The 18,076-nt window shown below is 59.2% G+C and carries 16 protein-coding genes; all 16 read left to right on the top strand.

The features are described 5' to 3' along the window. Positions 1-3: 3 nt before the first annotated feature. The 16 genes from atpA to I6L49_RS15695 all read left to right on the top strand — a co-directional run bounded on the left by atpA (position 4) and on the right by I6L49_RS15695 (position 18,061). Complete coding sequence (atpA, locus tag I6L49_RS15770; protein WP_005339342.1) at positions 4-1,545, top strand: F0F1 ATP synthase subunit alpha; 1,542 nt, start codon at positions 4-6, stop codon at positions 1,543-1,545. Between the two features lie 43 nt (positions 1,546-1,588). Continuing rightward, entirely contained in the window at positions 1,589-2,455 is an 867-nt protein-coding gene (gene atpG, locus I6L49_RS15765; protein ID WP_005339343.1) for a F0F1 ATP synthase subunit gamma, read from the top strand. 33 nt (positions 2,456-2,488) lie between these two features. Beyond that, positions 2,489-3,877, top strand: a complete 1,389-nt coding sequence (gene atpD / locus I6L49_RS15760) for a F0F1 ATP synthase subunit beta (protein ID WP_005339344.1) — start codon at positions 2,489-2,491, stop codon at positions 3,875-3,877. A gap of 18 nt (positions 3,878-3,895) precedes the next feature. Beyond that, on the top strand, positions 3,896-4,324 hold the full coding sequence (locus I6L49_RS15755; RefSeq protein WP_005339345.1) for a F0F1 ATP synthase subunit epsilon: 429 nt from the start codon (positions 3,896-3,898) through the stop codon (positions 4,322-4,324). A 94-nt stretch (positions 4,325-4,418) separates the two neighbouring features. Beyond that, complete coding sequence (gene glmU, locus I6L49_RS15750) at positions 4,419-5,786, top strand: bifunctional UDP-N-acetylglucosamine diphosphorylase/glucosamine-1-phosphate N-acetyltransferase GlmU (protein ID WP_216949897.1); 1,368 nt, start codon at positions 4,419-4,421, stop codon at positions 5,784-5,786. Between the two features lie 20 nt (positions 5,787-5,806). Then, positions 5,807-7,210 (top strand): undecaprenyl-phosphate glucose phosphotransferase, encoded by a 1,404-nt coding sequence (locus I6L49_RS15745; RefSeq protein WP_100652124.1) that lies wholly within the window; start codon positions 5,807-5,809, stop codon positions 7,208-7,210. Beyond that, entirely contained in the window at positions 7,194-8,549 is a 1,356-nt protein-coding gene (locus tag I6L49_RS15740; RefSeq protein ID WP_216949896.1) for an outer membrane beta-barrel protein, read from the top strand. The genes I6L49_RS15745 and I6L49_RS15740 overlap by 17 nt, the downstream gene beginning before the upstream one ends. Position 8,550: 1 nt before the next feature. Then, the gene (locus tag I6L49_RS15735; RefSeq protein WP_210403392.1) at positions 8,551-9,090 is read left to right on the top strand and encodes a polysaccharide biosynthesis/export family protein; all 540 of its coding nucleotides are present in this window, start codon (positions 8,551-8,553) and stop codon (positions 9,088-9,090) included. Between the two features lie 15 nt (positions 9,091-9,105). After that, positions 9,106-11,247, top strand: coding sequence for a polysaccharide biosynthesis tyrosine autokinase (locus I6L49_RS15730; protein ID WP_216949895.1), 2,142 nt, complete (start codon positions 9,106-9,108; stop codon positions 11,245-11,247). Beyond that, positions 11,244-12,458: a lipopolysaccharide biosynthesis protein gene (locus I6L49_RS15725; protein WP_216949894.1), complete on the top strand. Its 1,215-nt coding sequence runs from the start codon at positions 11,244-11,246 to the stop codon at positions 12,456-12,458. The genes I6L49_RS15730 and I6L49_RS15725 overlap by 4 nt, the downstream gene beginning before the upstream one ends. After that, the gene (locus I6L49_RS15720) at positions 12,455-13,834 is read left to right on the top strand and encodes a capsular biosynthesis protein (RefSeq protein WP_254127485.1); all 1,380 of its coding nucleotides are present in this window, start codon (positions 12,455-12,457) and stop codon (positions 13,832-13,834) included. The genes I6L49_RS15725 and I6L49_RS15720 overlap by 4 nt, the downstream gene beginning before the upstream one ends. Next, complete coding sequence (locus I6L49_RS15715; RefSeq protein WP_216949893.1) at positions 13,831-14,841, top strand: glycosyltransferase family A protein; 1,011 nt, start codon at positions 13,831-13,833, stop codon at positions 14,839-14,841. Before I6L49_RS15720 ends, I6L49_RS15715 begins: the two co-directional genes overlap by 4 nt. Next, complete coding sequence (locus I6L49_RS15710) at positions 14,838-16,055, top strand: glycosyltransferase family 4 protein (RefSeq protein ID WP_216949892.1); 1,218 nt, start codon at positions 14,838-14,840, stop codon at positions 16,053-16,055. The genes I6L49_RS15715 and I6L49_RS15710 overlap by 4 nt, the downstream gene beginning before the upstream one ends. Continuing rightward, positions 16,052-16,543, top strand: coding sequence for a serine acetyltransferase (locus I6L49_RS15705; RefSeq protein ID WP_216949891.1), 492 nt, complete (start codon positions 16,052-16,054; stop codon positions 16,541-16,543). Before I6L49_RS15710 ends, I6L49_RS15705 begins: the two co-directional genes overlap by 4 nt. Then, positions 16,530-17,657, top strand: a complete 1,128-nt coding sequence (locus tag I6L49_RS15700) for a glycosyltransferase family 4 protein (protein WP_216949890.1) — start codon at positions 16,530-16,532, stop codon at positions 17,655-17,657. Before I6L49_RS15705 ends, I6L49_RS15700 begins: the two co-directional genes overlap by 14 nt. Beyond that, entirely contained in the window at positions 17,654-18,061 is a 408-nt protein-coding gene (locus I6L49_RS15695; protein WP_216949889.1) for a hypothetical protein, read from the top strand. The genes I6L49_RS15700 and I6L49_RS15695 overlap by 4 nt, the downstream gene beginning before the upstream one ends. Positions 18,062-18,076: the final 15 nt, after the last annotated feature.

Raw genomic sequence — 18,076 nt, 5'->3', positions numbered from 1 at the left:
AGCATGCAACTGAATTCCACTGAAATCGCCGAGCTGATCAAGCAGCGCATTGCGCAGTTTGATGTAAAGAGCGAAGCGCGTAACGAAGGTACTATCGTCTCTGTGAGCGACGGTATCATTCGTATTCACGGCCTGGCTGATGCCATGCAGGGTGAGATGATCGAGCTGCCGGGCAACCGCTACGCTCTGGCATTGAACCTGGAGCGTGACTCCGTCGGTGCGGTGATTATGGGTTCCTATGACGGTCTGTCAGAAGGAATGAAAGTAAAAGGTACTGGCCGCATTCTGGAAGTGCCGGTAGGTCGTGGTCTGTTGGGCCGGGTGTTGAACACCCTGGGTCAGCCGATCGACGGTAAAGGTCCGATCGACAACGACGGCTTCTCGCCGATCGAAGTGATCGCACCGGGCGTTATCGAGCGTAAGTCTGTTGACCAGCCGGTCCAGACCGGTCTGAAAGCCATCGATGCCATGATCCCAATCGGTCGTGGCCAGCGTGAGCTGATCATCGGTGACCGTCAGGTTGGTAAGACCGCCATCGCGATCGACACCATCATCAACCAGAAAGATTCCGGCATTAAGTGTGTCTACGTTGCGATTGGCCAGAAGGCCTCCACCATCGCCAACGTGGTGCGCAAGCTGGAAGAGCACGGCGCCCTAGCCAACACCATCGTGGTGGTTGCCTCTGCCTCCGAAGCGGCTGCTCTGCAGTACCTGGCTCCGTATGCCGGTTGCTCCATGGGTGAGTACTTCCGTGACCGCGGTGAAGACGCGCTGATCATCTATGATGACCTGTCCAAGCAGGCCGTAGCTTATCGCCAGATCTCCCTGCTGCTGCGCCGTCCGCCAGGACGTGAAGCTTACCCGGGTGACGTTTTCTATCTGCACTCCCGTCTGCTGGAGCGTGCTGCTCGCGTTAACGCCGAGTACGTAGAGAAGTTCACCAAGGGTGAAGTGAAAGGCAAAACCGGTTCTTTGACTGCGCTGCCAATCATCGAAACCCAGGCGGGTGACGTATCTGCGTTCGTTCCGACTAACGTGATCTCCATCACCGATGGTCAGATCTTCCTGACTTCACAGCTGTTCAACTCCGGTATTCGTCCGGCGGTTGACCCGGGTATCTCCGTATCCCGTGTAGGTGGTGCTGCTCAGACCAAGATTGTCAAGAAGCTGTCTGGTGGTATCCGTACCGCGCTGGCCCAGTATCGCGAACTGGCGGCATTCGCCCAGTTCTCTTCCGATCTGGACGAGGCGACTCGCAAGCAGCTGGATCACGGTGTGAAAGTGACCGAGCTGATGAAGCAGAAGCAGTACTCTCCGCTGAGCGTGGCTCACCAGTCTCTGGTGCTGTTCGCCGCCGAGAAAGGCTATCTCTCCGATGTCGAGCTGAACAAGATCGTCGACTTCGAAGCCGCTCTGCTCTCTTACGCCAATACCCAGCATGCCGAGCTGATGGCTGAAATCAATGCCAAAGCCGACTACAACGACGCGATCGTTGGCAAGCTGACTGCGTTGCTGGATAGCTTCAAAGCAACCCAGACCTGGTAAGCGTGTGTGGCAGCGTGAGCTGCCACTTGATGGAGAGTAAGAGATGGCCGGCGCAAAAGAGATACGTAACAAGATCGGGAGTGTGAAAAACACTCAGAAGATCACCGGCGCTATGGAAATGGTGGCAGCAAGCAAAATGCGCCGTGCGCAGGAACGCATGTCTGCCAGCCGTCCGTACGCTGAAACCATGCGCAAGGTGATCGGCCATATCGCTCAGGGGAACTTGGAATACAAGCACCCCTACCTCATCGAACGTGAGGTCAAGCGAGTGGGTTACATCGTCGTCTCCACCGACCGTGGCCTGTGTGGTGGTCTGAACATCAACCTGTTCAAGGCTGCCCTCAATGATATGAAGCAATGGAGCGCGAAAGGTGCCAAGGTTGACCTGGCACTGATCGGTAACAAGGCCTCCAACTTCTTTGAACGGCACGGCGCCAAGGTTAAAGCTCATGTCGCAGGACTGGGCGATAGTCCGAGCGTCAATGACCTGATTGGTTCAGTCAAGGTCATGCTGAAGGCTTACGACAACGGTGAGATTGACAAGCTGTATCTGGTGTACAACAAGTTCGTCAACACCATGGTGCAGCAACCACGGGTCGATCAACTGCTGCCTTTGCCCGTAACTGAAGACAGCAAGCTCGCCAAGAAACACCACTGGGATTACCTCTATGAGCCGGATCCCAAGAAGCTGCTGGATACCCTGCTGGTTCGCTACGTCGAATCTCAGGTTTACCAAGGTGTAGTGGAAAACTTGGCAAGTGAACAGGCAGCCCGAATGGTTGCCATGCAAGCCGCGACTGACAACGCCGGTAACCTGATTAACGATCTGCAACTGGTATACAACAAGGCCCGTCAGGCCAGTATTACCCAGGAGCTGACAGAGATCGTATCCGGTGCTGCTGCGGTGTAAGGCAAGGGTTATCAAAGGTTTAGAGGATTTGACATGAGTAACGGTTTCATCGTCCAAATCATCGGCGCTGTGGTGGACATCGAGTTCCCGCAGAATGCCGTGCCCCAGGTGTACGATGCACTGAAGGTCGTTAGCGAAGGTCAAGGCCAGGGTCTGGTGCTGGAAGTTCAGCAACAGATCGGTGGCGGCGTCGTTCGTTGCATCACCATGGGCTCCTCCGACGGTCTGCGTCGTGGGTTGGAAGTAGTGAATAGCGGTAAATCCATCCAGGTTCCGGTCGGTACTGCGACTCTGGGTCGGATCATGAACGTACTGGGCGAGCCAATCGACGAAAAAGGTCCGATCGGTGAAGAAGAGTGCTGGTCTATCCACCGCGCTGCCCCCAGCTACGAAGATCAGTCCAACAGCAATGATCTGCTGGAGACCGGCATCAAGGTTATCGACTTGGTATGCCCGTTCGCCAAGGGTGGTAAGGTTGGTCTGTTCGGTGGTGCCGGTGTAGGCAAAACCGTAAACATGATGGAGCTGATCCGTAACATCGCGATCGAGCACAGTGGTTACTCTGTATTCGCCGGTGTAGGTGAGCGTACCCGTGAGGGTAACGACTTCTACCACGAGATGATGGAGTCCAACGTACTGGACAAAGTATCTCTGGTTTACGGTCAGATGAACGAGCCGCCCGGAAACCGTCTGCGCGTTGCGCTGACCGGCCTGACCATGGCCGAGAAGTTCCGTGACGAGGGTCGTGACGTGCTGTTCTTCGTGGACAACATCTACCGTTACACCCTGGCCGGTACTGAAGTATCCGCACTGCTGGGCCGTATGCCTTCCGCAGTAGGTTACCAGCCGACCCTGGCCGAGGAGATGGGTGTTCTGCAAGAACGTATCACCTCCACCAAGACCGGTTCCATCACCTCCGTACAGGCCGTTTACGTGCCTGCGGATGACTTGACTGACCCGTCTCCGGCGACCACCTTCGCCCACCTGGATGCGACCGTCGTACTGTCCCGTCAAATCGCGGCACTGGGTATCTACCCGGCCGTTGACCCGCTGGACTCTACCTCTCGTCAGCTGGATCCGCTGGTGGTTGGCAAAGAGCACTACGAGACTGCTCGTGGCGTCCAGACCGTACTGCAGCGCTACAAAGAGCTGAAGGACATCATCGCCATCCTGGGTATGGATGAACTGTCAGAAGAAGACAAACTGACCGTAGCCCGTGCCCGTAAGATCGAGCGTTTCCTGTCCCAGCCGTTCTTCGTAGCAGAAGTGTTTACCGGTTCTCCGGGTAAATACGTGCCGCTGAAAGAGACCATCCGTGGTTTCCAGGGCATCCTGAAAGGCGAGTATGACGATCTGCCCGAGCAGGCGTTCTACATGGTTGGCGGTATCGACGAAGTCGTCGAGAAATCCAAGAAACTGTAAGCCTCGACAGGAGGGCCCATGGCAGAGATGATCTCCTTTCACCTGGACGTGGTGAGCGCCGAAGGAAAACTGTTTTCCGGTCGCGTGCAATCCGCTCAGGTATCAGGCTCCGAAGGTGAGTTGGGTCTCCGCCACGGTCATGCTCCGTTGCTGACTGCCATCAAGCCGGGCTTGGTCCGCTTGGTGAAGCAGAACGGAACTGAAGAGGTGCTGTACATCTCCGGCGGTATGCTGGAAGTACAACCTGAATCCGTGACCGTGCTGGCGGACACTGCGATTCGTGCTGACGACTTGGATGAGGCGAAAGCCCAGGAAGCCAAGCGCGCAGCCGAAGAGCGGATCCACAGCTCCCATGGTGATATCGACTACGCCCAGGCCGCCACTGAGCTGGCCAAGGCGATGGCTCAACTGCGAGTCATCGATATCGTCAAAAAGAATTACCGCTAATAACGGTGATGTAAAAAGCGACCTTCGGGTCGCTTTTTTTTTACCCGTTGGATAGACTCCGCCGAGTATTTCCTCATGTTCCAAAGGTCAATTTATGTCCCTCAACGTCGTGATCCTGGCGGCGGGTAAAGGTACCCGCATGCGTTCTTCCCTGCCCAAGGTACTCCACCCGGTAGCCAACAAACCCATGGTTTCCCATGTGATCGATACTGCCCGTCAGGTTGGTGCCGAGCAGCTGCATCTGGTCTATGGCCACGGTGCCGAACTGCTGAAAGAGCGGATCGTGGCGGCCGATGTGAACTGGGTGCTGCAGGCGCAACAGCTGGGGACTGGTCATGCCGTCGCCCAGGCCATCCCGTTCTGGAAGGATGAGGACGATGTGCTGGTGCTCTACGGCGATACCCCGCTGATCCAGCCCGAGACCCTGCAGCGCTTGCTCGCCGCCAAGGCTGAAAACGGGATGGCACTGCTGACCGTAGTGCTCGACAACCCGACCGGCTATGGCCGTATCGTCCGTGAAAATGGTCAGGTAGTCGGCATCGTCGAGCAGAAGGATGCCAATGCCGAGCAGCTGGCGATCCGTGAGGTAAACACCGGCGTGCTGGTGGCCAATGGGGGCCAGTTGCGTCAATGGTTGTCTCGTCTCGACAACAAGAATGCCCAGGGGGAGTTCTATCTGACCGATGTGATCGCGATGGCTCACGGCGATAATTGCCCGATTGCCGCTGTGCATCCAGAGCGTGCCGCTGAAGTTGAAGGGGCCAACAACCGGGTGCAGCTGGCTGCCCTTGAACGCAGCTATCAGCAGATGCAGGCCGAGAAACTAATGATTGCTGGTGCAACCCTGATCGACCCCGCACGCTTTGATTTGCGTGGGGTTTTGGAAATTGGTGAAGAGGTTGTTATTGATGCAAACGTCATCATTGAGGGCAAGGTGACTCTCGGCAATCACGTTCGTATCGGAGCCGGTTGCGTACTGAAAGATTGTGTCATTGGCGATCACACCGAGGTGAAACCCTACTCGGTTATCGAGGGTGCACAGGTGGCAGATCAGTGCTCAGTGGGTCCGTTTACCCGCTTGCGTCCGGGGGCGGTTCTGGAGCAGGATGCGCACGTTGGCAACTTCGTCGAGATGAAGAAGGCCCGTCTGGGGGTTGGTTCCAAGTGCGGTCATCTGACCTATCTGGGTGATGCCGAGATCGGAGCCGGGGTGAATATCGGTGCCGGTACCATCACCTGCAACTACGACGGGGTCAACAAATTCCAGACCATCATCGAGGACGATGTGTTCGTCGGTTCTGATACCCAACTGGTAGCGCCTGTTCGCATCGGCAAGGGGGCCACCCTGGGTGCCGGCTCTACTATTACCAAGGACGTGGGTGAAAATGAACTCGTGATTACCCGGGTACCCCAGCGTCACATCAAGAACTGGGCTCGTCCGGTCAAGAAAACTGATAAGTGATATCAGTATGAAGGCGACCCATGAACAAGCGAATCATCAAGCTCGCAGACGCGAGCCACAGTCTGTTTTCCCGCTTTGTCGATCTGGTGGGAATTTCAGTCTCAATGGTGCTACTCGCACGGCACTTTGGCTTGTTTCATGGGTTGGACGAGATGTCCCTGGTCACGCTGGGCATGGTGGTCTTCTTTCTGGTCTCCCAGAATACCGGGCTCTATTGCAGCCGCGTTCGTAAACATCTGGCGCAGTCTCTGCTGCGCCTTATCTTCTCCTGGTTGGTAACTGCTACCCTGCTCTACCTGCTGGTCTATCTGGTTCCCATCTTTAAACCCTACCACCCCTTCCCGCTGGAGCTGGCGGTGCTCTGGCTTGCCATGGCCTGCCTCATTTCCACCGGCTATCGGGTGTTGTACCGACTGGTGACCCTCTGGTTCAGCTATGCCTCCTGCTGTCGGCGTGTGGCCATCATTGGCGTGACTCCGGCCGGACTGGCGCTGGAAAAATCCCTGTGGGAGAGCCCGCGTCACGATATTCAGATGCTCGGATTTTTCGATGCCCGTAGCGAAGAGCGCTTCGGTTACCCGACTCGCAGTCCTCTGTTGGGTGATGTCGATGAGCTGCTCGAGCTGGCACGCAAAGGGCTGGTCGACGAAATCTATCTGGCGCTGCCTCTGACCGCCCGGGAGCGTATCAATCACTACCTCTACGAACTCTCCGACACCACGGTTAATACCTATCTGGTTCCCGATTTCTACGAGTACGGCCTGACCGTATCCCACATCGATCGGGTGGGCGATATCTATACCTTCAGCTTTTTCGATTCCCCGTTCGAAGGGGGCGCCGCCCTGCTCAAACGCATTGAAGATCTGGTGCTGGGTTCACTCATCCTGCTGCTCATCTCTCCGGTTATGGCGCTGGTGGCGCTCGGGGTGCGTCTCTCTTCACCCGGACCTGTGCTCTTCAAGCAGGATCGCTACGGCCTGGGGGGGAAACGGATCCAGGTCTGGAAATTCCGCTCCATGCGCGTCATGGAGAATGATGCCGTGGTGACTCAGGCAACCAGAGGCGATCCCAGAGTGACGCCATTCGGTGCGTTTTTGCGTCGTACCTCGCTGGATGAGCTGCCGCAATTTTTCAATGTGATTCAGGGTTCCATGTCGATCGTTGGGCCGCGTCCCCATGCCGTGGCGCACAACGAGCAGTACCGCTCACTGGTGGAGCGTTACATGCTGCGCCACAAGGTGAAACCGGGGATTACCGGGCTGGCCCAGATAAATGGATTTCGTGGTGAAACCGACACCCTCGACAAGATGGAGATGCGGGTCAAGTTCGATCTCAAGTACATCCAGTACTGGTCACTCTGGCTGGATTTCAAAGTCATTTTCCTGACTGTATTCAAGGGGTTTGTCGGTGCATCCGCTTACTAGCCTCATTTGCGCTGGAGTGCTGCTCTCACCCTCTCTTTCAGTCCGTGCCGAGGTTTCTCCCGTATCCCATCAGGGGCCGCTGGGTCTGGAGATCCAGACCGAAGTGGAGAGTCGTTATGGTCACGACAGCAACCTCTTGTGGCAGCGTGACAGTGGTCAGGCGATTGACTCCGATTTCGTCGGGATCTCCCCGGAATTTCGCATGGTGGGTGAACGCGGCCTGGATCGTTATCAGTTCAGCTATCTGGGTGATTATCGTCGCTATGGCAGCAGCCATGCGGATGACTATGCCGATCACCAGTTCCAGTTTGACGGCAGCTGGCGCTTCTCCCTGCGCAACGCCTTCAAACTGATGTACCAGTATCGGCTGGGCCATGAGGCGCGTGGCGAGGGGCTGACCGAAGGCTTTATGTTGCAGGGAGATGCCTCTCCTTGTCCCAGCGACGCTGATAAGAAAGGTCGTGCGCTCTGTGGTGATGCCACATTCGGCAGATTTCAGATAAATGAGCCGCTGCGCTTCAAACGCAGCGAAGTGGGTGGCCGCTACAGTTACGGCGCTCCCGATGCCAGAGGAAAGCTGGAGCTGGCGCTCTCCCACAAGGAGCTGGGCTATCTCGACAAGCACCTCTACCTGCATGACTTTGAACGCTATATGGCCGAGCAGGAGTGGCAGGAGAACACTGCTATTGTCGAGCTGTTCGATCAGGTGAGCCATGTCAGCCGTTTTCGTTACACCCTGCAGACCAATCTGCGACGCTATCCGGCCAATCCGCGCAAGGATTCCGACGAGTTTTTTCTCATCACCGGGGTGATGAGCCAGCTGACTGGCAAGACCCGGATCGATGCCAATATCGGCGGGATCTACAAGCGTTTCGTCAATGATCCACAGGCAGAGAGTTTCAAAGGGCTGAACTGGGATCTGCGTCTGGAGTGGCAACCGCTCGATTACAGCAAGCTCGCGCTGCTCTCCAGCCGGACCATTCGTGATCCGGGTGGTGACGGCGGCTATGTCAGCAGCCAGCTATATGGCGCCGAGTGGCTGCACCACTGGTCACCCGGAGTGGCGACCACGCTCTCTTATCACGATATCCGGGATGATTATCACCAGTCGGTGGTCTGTGGTAACGACAACCGCCACCGTCAGGACGATATCCATCGCTGGGGCATGGGCATCAGCTACGACATTCGTCCCTCCGTCAATCTGGGGCTCCACTACCAGCAGGCCGACTCCGGCTCCAGCTTTGCCGGGCAGCCCATCGACATCGGTGGCAATTGCTATGGCCGTGCCCTCGGTTACGACAAACAACAGCTTTCTCTTTCACTCAAGGTAGCCATTTAACATGAACAAAAGCGTAATGGTGCTTCTGCTTGGCTGGTTGTTCAGCCTGTCGGTCTGGGCTGGCCAGAGCCCGCAAGGCAACGATTCCGCCTACCGGCTGGCACCGGGGGACGAGGTCGAAATCCGGGTGTATGGCGAGCAGGATCTGTCGATGAAGTTCAAGGTCGATACCAGTGGCCAGGTCAATTACCCCTATCTGGGTCAGGTGCTGCTGATGGGCCATACCACCGCTGAGGTGGCCGAGCTGCTGACCAGAGGGCTCAAGCACGGTGTGCTGCTCGACCCCATGGTGACGGTCAACGTGACCACTTTCCGCCAGGTGTTTGTTGCTGGCGAGGTGGCTCACCCGGGTGGCTACGAATACCAGCCCGGCCTGACGGTGGAGAAGGCCGTCGCGCTGGCGGGTGGTTTCACCGATCGCGCCGCCAGACGGGATATCAGCCTGCGCCTCAATGGCAGCGATCAGTTGCTGGAAGAGGTGAGCCTGCAACGGCAGCTCAATCCGGGCGACATCATCACCATCGAACAAAGTTTCTTCTGATCCAGGACGCTCTTCATGACTTCATTGTTGGTTGAAAATGGCCGTGCGCTAGAGAGTCGCCTCGATTTCAGCGGCCCCTGGCGGGTGCTCAAGGCAAACTGGTGGAAGGTGGTATTGTTTGCCGCCGTGGTGACCCTGGCGGCAGCCCCCTTTATCCTCAGCATGCCGCCCTATTATCAATCCAGTGCGACCCTGCTGCTGAAGGCAGATGCCAACAGCGCTTCCCCTATCGAGCCCGTCTACCGGGTCGATACCAGCCGCCGCGAGTACTACAACACCCAGTTCGAGCTGCTCAAGTCACGCCGGGTAGCCGAGAAGGTGGTTACTCATCTGGGCTTGGCCGAGCTGCCGGAATTCAACGGACAGCCCAATCCCGACAGCTGGCTGAGCCGCATCAAGGGGCTCTGGAGTGCCGCACATCAGGAGGATGCTTCCTCACGCCACCAGCATGCGCTGGAGTATCTGGCCAGACACCTGACCGTCTCGCCGGTGCGCGATACCCAGCTGGTCAGCATAGGGTTCGAATCCCGCTCTCCCGAGCTGGCCGCCAGCGTCGCCAATGAGGTGGCCCAGACTTACATCGATCTCAATGTGGAGGAGCGGGTCGATGCCAACACCACGGCATCGCACTGGAACCAGAGCCGGCTGGTGGAGATAAAGGCCAGTCTGGAGAAGCAGGAGAAGCAGCTCGGCGATTTTCTTGCCCGCAATGATCTGCTGACGTTTCGCGGCGTAGATGGTCTGCAAACCGAAGAGCTCGGTATCATCACCAACAAGTACGCGGATGCCCGCGAGCGGCGGCTGGCGGCACAGGCCGAATTCCAGTCCATTCAGGAGTACGGCCGCAATCCGGCGGCGCTGGCCTCCCTGCCCGAGGTCTCCAACCACCCCCAGATGCAGGATCTGCGCATCGCCCTCATCAAGGCCCAACAGGAGCTCTCCGAGCTGGCCAAGCGTTATGGCCCCAAGCATGACCGTATTCTGCAGGCCGAAGCACGCATCAAGGCGCTCAATACCCAGTCAAACCAGCTGATGCGGGAGATTGCCGACGGTATCGAGGATCGCTACCAGAGCAGCCAGCGCAAGGAGCAGGAGTACCTCGCCCAGCTTGACGAGAAGAAGCGGGAGTTCTCCTCGCTGGCAGTCAAGAAGGATGAGTACAACAACCTGAAGAACAATATCGACAAGACCCGTCAGCTTTATAACGAGCTGTTCCGCCGTCAGGAAGAGACCCGCCTGAACGCTCAGCTGCACGAGTCGAATGCCATCCTCTACGACGCGGCATCGGTACCCTTGCTGCCTGCCAAACCAAACAAGATGCTGTTTCTGCTGATGGTGGTGATCATGGCGGGCATGGTTGCCGTGCTGGCCGTCATCACTGCCGGAGCGCTGCGCAATACCCTGGATCGTCTGAGCCAGCTGGTCTCCCAGCTCGGTGGTCGGGTGCTTGGTGAAATCCCGCGGCTGGCGGCCCTGCAGGATCAGAGTGCTCTGCTGCGGGTGGGGGTGGTCAATCCCAGAGTAGGTGCCAGTGCCGATGACCTCTACGCCATCATGCGGTTGGAGCCGGGTCAGCTGCAGCGCATCATGATCACCTCGACCCGTGCTGGTGAGGGCAAGTCGACGCTGGCGGCTCTCTGTGCCGCCAGCTTTGCTCGCCATGAGCGAGTGCTGCTGGTGGATGGGGATCTGCGCCGGGGCTCCCTTGGTCGCCAGTTGCTGGGGCAGGCAGCCAGACCGGGGTTGGCCGAGCTGCTCGCAGGCGAAGCCGATTTGGCTGCCTGTCTGGTGCCAAAAGAGGGATTGACCCTGCTGCCGGCTGGCCAGCCGGTCTCCTCCCCGCTGGCACTGCTTGGCTCGCCACGCTGGAGCGAACTGCTGGCAACCCTTGCCGGGCAGTTTGACCGCATCATAGTGGACACTCCTGCGCTGGAGGTCGGCAAGGATGCTCTGCTGCTGGGGCAACCGCTGGATGGGGCCATTCATGTGATCCAGTCCGGGCAACTGCCGGCCAGCCGGGTGCTGAGCGTGATGGCACAGCTGCGGGATGCCAGAGTTGCGGTTCTGGGGACTGTGCTGACCCAGGTCGCCGAGCGCGATCTGGAAGGGGCGGAGAACCTGAGATTCTGTGGTGCACCCACCCGGGGCGCGCTATGAAACTGCTGCGCAGCATCACCACCATTGGGGGGGCTTCCGTGCTATCCCAGCTGATCGGAGCGTTCTCGGTCTGGTCACTGTCGCACAAGTTCGACATGGCTGCGGTCGGGCTCTATGCCCTCAGCTACAGTCTGGTGCTGATCGGTGCCCAGCTTGCCACCTTTGCCTCGCAACTGCTGTTACCCAAGCTGGAGGAGGCCGAGCTGCCCGGCAACCTGATCTTTTCCCTGTTGCAGGTCTTGCTGCTCCCCATCCCCTATGTGCTGGTGGTGGTCTGCTTTTTCTCGCTGCCGCTCTGGCCGCTCTACCTGCTGACCGTAGCCCACGGGCTGATCCTCATCGCCGAGAATCTGGCCCTGCGGGCCGGCCACTACCAGCGGCTCGGTCTGCAGCGTATCTCGGCCTCTGCCGTGGTGTTGCTCTGCCTGCTGCTGGCCCCTGACATGGCGTACTTCTATCAGTTATGGGCCTGTCTGTTGCTGGTGGTGATCGGGGGCTGGTTGTGGTCTGCCTTTACCTGGCACAGTGCCATGCTGAGGGAGGCTGCCCCGCGCCACCTGCTGCACTTCTTCTCCCGCCATAAAGCGCATCTGGCTGGTGTCGGCAGTGCCGAGGTGCTGGCGATGGTGACGGCCAATCTGCCGACCGTGCTGATCAACTTCTGGTTTTCCCCTCTGGTGGCGGGCTACTTTGCCGTGGTCAACCGCTTCTGTCTGGCGCCCGTGGTGATTGTCGGCAACGCCATCCGCCACTCCATCTTCTCGCGATGGTCGGAGGATTTTCGCCAGCGCCGTTTCAACGGAGAGGAGTTTCGCAAGGTGAAGCGGCTGCTGCTGGCGATGGGCAGTGCGGCCACCCTCGGGATCCTCATCTGCTATCCGCTGGTGATGAAGTGGTTCTTCAATGCGGAGTGGATCGCCTCCATCGATACCTCCCGCTACATGTTGCCCTATGTCTTTACTGCGGTAGCCATCTGCCCGCTTACCGTAATCGAGCTGGTGTTCGGCTCGCCCGGCTACTTTTTGCGGATCCAGCTTGAGCAGTTGCTGGTCGTGGTGATCGCCTTCGTGCTGTTGCCCTGGCTGCAACAGGAGTACGAGCTTTGTGTGCTGGCCTTTTCTTTGCTGACTGCGGTGCGCTACGGCTTCGTCTTTTTGCGGGTCAACCGCCGGGCTGCAGAGTTGCAGGGGCGGATGGAGCTGGCACAGTGAACAGTGCCTTTATCATGCAGGCCAATCTGCTGTTGTCGCTGGTGATCTGCGGCCTGGCCCAGTACGTCACCGGTATTACAGCCTTCCTCTGGCTGCCCTTCCTGCTGGCGATTGCCACCTTGATGTTGCTGCCGTTGCAGACGCGTTACAGCCCGTTGCGGCTCGACTATCAGGAGAAGGTGCTGCTGCTGCTCTACAGTGGCTTGCTGGTGCTGGCGCTGCTGGGCACCCTGCTTCAGCAGGGGGGCATGGTGACTATCATCGGTTTCAAGAACGAGCTGGCGCTCTCTCTGCTGCTCCCCTGCCTGTTACTGGGCTTCTGCCGCGAGTCACAGATTTACCGCATCATGAAGCTGGTGGAGTGGGTCTTCTACCTGCAGATCCCGGTGGTGCTGTTTCAGGTGCTGGTGGTGGTGCCGAAACGAGTGGCACTGCGTGGCGAGTTTGAAAAGTGGGACTCGGTGGTCGGCACCTTCGGGGGGGATCCCATGGGGGGCGGCAATACCGGTGCTCTCGGCTTCTTCTGTCTGCTGGTGATGCTGATCAAGCTATCCGAGTTTCGCCACGGCCTCATTTCGCGTCGTTCGGTTGCTTTTCACATTCTTGCCGCCTTTGCCATCTGCGTGCTGGCCGAGGTGAAGTTCGTTATCCTGCTGTCCCCCTTGCTGCTGGCCTGGGTCTGGCTCTCGCCAAGCTATGTCAGGGGGATGAAAAGCTATGACCTCAAGCGTCTGCTGCTGATTGCGCTGGCGATGACGGCGTTGGTGGCAGCGGCTGTTCTGGTGCTGGCTGCCTCCTACTCATCCGCATTCGAGGGGGCCGGACAACAGGGGGCCATTGAGCTGTTTATCGACTCCCTCGGCTATATCTTCGATCCCAACCACATCAACCCGGAAACCGGCGAGCTGGGGCGGGTGACGACGCTCTTTTTCTGGGCCAACAACGGTGATCACCACGGTCTCAGCAATCTGCTGTTTGGTTATGGCCTCAACACCACCAACCATGGCAGCACCCTGCCCGGTTTTCTCAACCCCCTGTTCAACGTGCTGCTCGACTCCACTTCCCTCAGCGTGTTGCTGTGGGAGGTGGGACTGATGGGCACCCTGATCTTCATCGCGCTGATCGTTCTGCTGCTCTGGTGCTGTCGTCCCCGCCCGTTGCTGGATCGCCAGCTGCTGAGTACGGCAGATGTACGTCTGCTCAGCTACCAACCCGCTTTCATCGCGTTCGGGATCGCCTGTCTGCTGAGCTTGCCTTACAGCCAGCTGCTGATGCTGATCCCGGTGCAGCAGTTCCTCTTCTATTTTGTGCTGGGTGCCGCCCTGGTGATCCGTTCTTCGGTTCGGCAGTCCACCCGTTCCTGTGAGGTGTCATGACTCCATCCCCCCTTATCTCCGTCATCATCAAGACCTACAACGAGGAGGCAGGGATTGCCGACACCATAGCCAGCATAAGGAGCGCTCTGGCCGACTATTCCCACCAGATTATCGTGGCGGACAGTCTCTCGACCGACCGCACCCAGGCGATTGCCTGCCAGCTGGGGGTGACTGTGGTGAGCCTGACCGACCCGGCCGATCGCTGTTGCGGCGTGGGGCCACAACTTGGCTACCTCTTCAGCGAAGGGGAGTTCCTGCTGCTGCTCGATGGCGACATGAAGCTGGAGCCGGAGTTTGTGCCGGCCGCCCTTGCGCACATGCACTCCCACCCCGAATGCGGTGGCGTGGCCGGGCGGGCCGAGATGGATGATGCCCACAGCTATGAGTTCAAGTCGCGCAAGCAGCGCATCAACCAGATCTATCCGCTGGGCGAGTCGCGCTGGCTGTGTGGTGGCGGCCTGTTTCGACGCAGCGCCATCGAGCAGATCGGCTATCTCACCAATCGCAACCTGCACGGTTACGAAGAGGCGGAGCTGGGCATCCGGCTGCGTCAGGCTGGTTATCGGCTGGAACGGCTCGATGTCCCCTTCTTCTTTCACACCTCCCACACCATGGACTCCCTTGCCCTGATCCGTTACCGCTGGCGCATGGGGTATCTGTTTGCCAGCGGCGAGCTGGTGCGCTCGGCGTGGGGGCAGCCCTATTTTCGCGAGGTGCTGTCGGTGATCCGCTCCGAGCTGCTGTTCGGACTCTACCTGCTGGCACTCCTGTTCTGCGTGCTGCTTTTCGTAGCCGGGCTGCCGTTCTGGTTGCCGCTGCTGGCGCTGGCACCGCTGGGTGGCTTCATCGCTCTCAAGTGGTTGAAGAACCGCTCCCTGCAAGATGCCCTGCGCAGTGTCATGAACCTCTCCATCTATGCAGCCGGGCTGGTGCGCGGCCTGCTGTTGCCCCAGCGCTCCCCGCGCGAGGCGCCCGCCCATCGTCTGATCCAGGAGTCATTGCCGTGAAGGTGCTCTTTGCCAACAAGTTCTTTTTCATGAAGGGAGGTGCCGAGACCGTCCTCTTTCAGGAGCGGGAGATGGTGCGTCAGGCGGGTCATCAGGTGATCGACTTTGCCATGCAGCATCCGGATAACCTCCCCTCACCCCAGAGCGGCTACTTTCCGGCCAACGTCGATTATCACCAGCGGCACGGGCTCTTCGATCGGCTGAAGATCGCCGCTCGCTTCATTCACAATCAGGAGGCCTGTGATCGGCTGGCGGAGCTTATCCGTGCCGAGCGGCCCGATATCGTTCACTTTCACAACATCTACCACCAGCTCACCCCGGCGATCATCCGGGTGGCCAAATCCCTGGGCTGCAAGACGGTGCTGACAGCCCACGACTACAAGGTGGCCTGTCCCAATTACAGCATGCTGGTCGATGGCGAGCCGTTCGATCTGACCCGGATCGAGGGTTCCTGGCTCAAGCTGTTTCGCCATCAGTGGCAGGAGGGGTCGTGGGGCAAGAGCCTGCTGCTCTCTGCCGAGGCGGCCTGGCAGCAGTGGCGTCGCAACTACGAGCAGGTTGATGCATTGGTTGCGCCGAGCGCCTTCATGGCCGGGATGCTTCGCACCCGGCTGCCCGCTTCCCGCATCGAGGTGATCCTCAATGGCATAGATGTCGAGTCGAGCCGCGAAAGCGGAGAGGATCGGGGGTACTTTCTGTTCCTCGGCCGCCTGATGGCCGAGAAAGGGGTCGAGACGCTTGCCCATGCCCATCAGCGCATGACGCGGCCGGCGGGCCTCAAAATTGTGGGCGGTGGCCCGCTGCTGGCGCACCTCGGGCAGCATTATCCCAATGCCGAACTGCTGGGGTTCAAGCAGGGTGAAGAGTTGCTCGATCTGCTGCGCCACGCCAAGGCCGTGGTGGTGCCGTCCGAGTGGTACGAGAACTGCTCCATGTCAGTACTGGAGGCGATGGCCTATGGCAAACCGGTGATCGGGGCTCGAATTGGCGGGATTCCGGAGCAGGTCCGCGACGGTCTCGATGGCTTGCTGTTCGAGGCGGGCAATGCCGACGAGCTGGCCCGCTGCATGGACAGGCTGGTGGCAGAGCCGGAGCAGACGGCAGCCATGGGGCGTTCGGCCCGCCAGCGGCTGATCGACAACTACTCCCTCGCCAGCCACCAGAAAGCCCTGCTGGCGCTCTACCAGTCGTTGCTGGAGGAGAAACAGAGATGAGTTTCTGGCACGAATTGAAAGCCGAACTGGAGCTCAATCCGAGCAAGACGGCGCGCCTGTTCCTGCTCTGCTACCGGCTGGCACAGGGAGGCCGCTTTATGAGGTTGCCCGGCTTGCTGCTGCTCAAGGGATTCAAGCTGCTGTGCGGCCTCGATATCTCGCCAAGAGCCCGGCTGGGTTGGGGTCTGCGCCTCTATCACCCGCAGAATATCGTCATCGGTGACGGCGTGCAGATGGGGCGTGACTGCACCCTGCGCCACAACTGCACCCTGGGCAACAAGCCTGATCGCCAAAGCGGCGAGCTCCTCTCGCCCACCGTGGGGGACGGGGTCGAGTTTGGCACCGGCGCCATCGTCATCGGGGCCATCGCCATTGGTGATCATGCCAGTGTCGGTGCCGGCGCCGTCGTTACTCGTTCCGTCCCGGCTCGCGCCGTTGTTGCGGGCAATCCCGCCAGAATCATTCGAGAAGATCATGACGCAGATTAGTGTGACCGTGCTCGGTACCCGGGGGATCCCCCATGTACTGGGCGGTGTCGAAACCCATTGTCAGTTCCTCTACCCGGAACTGCACCGCCAGTTCGAAGTGGCGGCGACCGTGCTGGCTCGCGCCCCCTATGTGAATTACCGAAGCGGCGAGTTTGAAGGGGTAGCTCTCAAGGCGTTGCCCGCCCCCAAAAAGAAGTCGCTGGAGGCAATCCTCCACTCTCTGCTCGCGGCTTTTTACTGCCGCAGCCATGCCTGCGATCTGGTGCATGTCCATGCCATCGGCCCGGGGCTGGTGGTGCCGCTGCTGAGGTTGCTTGGCAAACGGGTGGTCTTTACCCATCACGGCCCCGACTATGACCGCCAGAAGTGGGGGGCGCTGGCCAAGTGGGTATTACGCCTTGGCGAGCGTTGGGCGGTACGCTATGCCAGCGAGGTGATCGTCATCTCCGAAGTGATCAACGAGGCGATCCGCCGCCAATACGATCGCCAGGACGCCCACCTCATCTACAACGGGGTGAAACGGGTCGAGCTGCCGGCAGCGGACAAGAGGGAACTGACGCTGACCCGTTTCGGGCTGACCGCTGGCAGCTATCTGGTGGCGGTGGGCCGCTTCGTCGAGGAGAAAGGGCTGCACGATCTCATCGCAGCCTATCGCCAGCTCGATACGGAGTTGCCGCTGGTACTGGTGGGGGACACGGATCACCCTACCCCCTACAGCGAGCGCCTGCAGCGAATAGCGGATGAAACACCGGGGGTGATCCGTACCGGTTTCCTCAATGGCGAGGCGCTGATCAGCGTCTTTTCACAGGCGGCCCTGTTTGCCATGCCCTCTTATCACGAGGGGTTGCCGATAGCCCTGCTGGAGGCGCTCTCCTTCTCCCTGCCGGTGGTGGTGAGCGACATTCCCGCCAATCTGGCGGTGGCGCTGCAACAGGAGTGCTATTTCCCGGTCGGCGATGTGAGTGCGCTGGCAGAGCGACTCAACGCCCAGCTGACCCGCGGCAAGGTCGATTACAGCGACTATCTGCAGCGGTATGATTGGCAGCGGATCGCCGGCCAGACCATGGAGGTCTACCGCAAGGCCGTGGGCCAGCCGCAAGGAGAGAAGCAATGAACTCGCTACAGCAGAAGTCGCAGGGGGCGATCGACCGCTTCTACCGTGCTCTCTCCCCCGAGGTGGCCGAGAGCCTGAGTGAAACCCAGCGCGACGGTATCGAGCAGGCGCTGCGGCTGATGAGTGATGGCAAGTCGCACGCCATCAACGTCAACAGCGCCTTCGGCATCGGTCGCTGGCGCTGCTATCTGGTGGTGTTGATGGGACGGGATCGCCGTCATCGCGGGCGGGAGAGCGGTTTTCGCTTTCACCTCAAGGTGCTGCTGACCACTCTGCTGTTGCTGCTGGGGCTCTGCGGCATGGTGCTGCTGCTCTATCTGGTGAAGTCGGCCCTTGGCATCGACATTTTCAAGCACTTCTCGTTCGGGGTGTGGGATCTGTTCAAAAAGAGCGTGCTGATGTGATGAAAGAGGGCTCCT

It is taken from the genome of Aeromonas sp. FDAARGOS 1419 (assembly GCF_019047045.1).
Classification (GTDB): domain Bacteria; phylum Pseudomonadota; class Gammaproteobacteria; order Enterobacterales; family Aeromonadaceae; genus Aeromonas; species Aeromonas veronii.
Note: the sequence above shows the minus strand (reverse complement) of the source record. Positions and strands in the feature narration are given on the sequence as shown.

Bases quoted from the DNA above. Each gene is read 5' to 3' on its own strand.
- atpA (WP_005339342.1), top strand. From the start codon at position 4: ATGCAACTGAATTCCACTGAAATCGCCGAGCTGATCAAGCAGCGCATT.
- atpG (WP_005339343.1), top strand. From the start codon at position 1,589: ATGGCCGGCGCAAAAGAGATACGTAACAAGATCGGGAGTGTGAAAAAC.
- atpD (WP_005339344.1), top strand. From the start codon at position 2,489: ATGAGTAACGGTTTCATCGTCCAAATCATCGGCGCTGTGGTGGACATC.
- I6L49_RS15755 (WP_005339345.1), top strand. From the start codon at position 3,896: ATGGCAGAGATGATCTCCTTTCACCTGGACGTGGTGAGCGCCGAAGGA.
- glmU (WP_216949897.1), top strand. From the start codon at position 4,419: ATGTCCCTCAACGTCGTGATCCTGGCGGCGGGTAAAGGTACCCGCATG.
- I6L49_RS15745 (WP_100652124.1), top strand. From the start codon at position 5,807: ATGAACAAGCGAATCATCAAGCTCGCAGACGCGAGCCACAGTCTGTTT.
- I6L49_RS15735 (WP_210403392.1), top strand. From the start codon at position 8,551: ATGAACAAAAGCGTAATGGTGCTTCTGCTTGGCTGGTTGTTCAGCCTG.
- I6L49_RS15730 (WP_216949895.1), top strand. From the start codon at position 9,106: ATGACTTCATTGTTGGTTGAAAATGGCCGTGCGCTAGAGAGTCGCCTC.
- I6L49_RS15725 (WP_216949894.1), top strand. From the start codon at position 11,244: ATGAAACTGCTGCGCAGCATCACCACCATTGGGGGGGCTTCCGTGCTA.
- I6L49_RS15715 (WP_216949893.1), top strand. From the start codon at position 13,831: ATGACTCCATCCCCCCTTATCTCCGTCATCATCAAGACCTACAACGAG.
- I6L49_RS15705 (WP_216949891.1), top strand. From the start codon at position 16,052: ATGAGTTTCTGGCACGAATTGAAAGCCGAACTGGAGCTCAATCCGAGC.
- I6L49_RS15700 (WP_216949890.1), top strand. From the start codon at position 16,530: ATGACGCAGATTAGTGTGACCGTGCTCGGTACCCGGGGGATCCCCCAT.
- I6L49_RS15695 (WP_216949889.1), top strand. From the start codon at position 17,654: ATGAACTCGCTACAGCAGAAGTCGCAGGGGGCGATCGACCGCTTCTAC.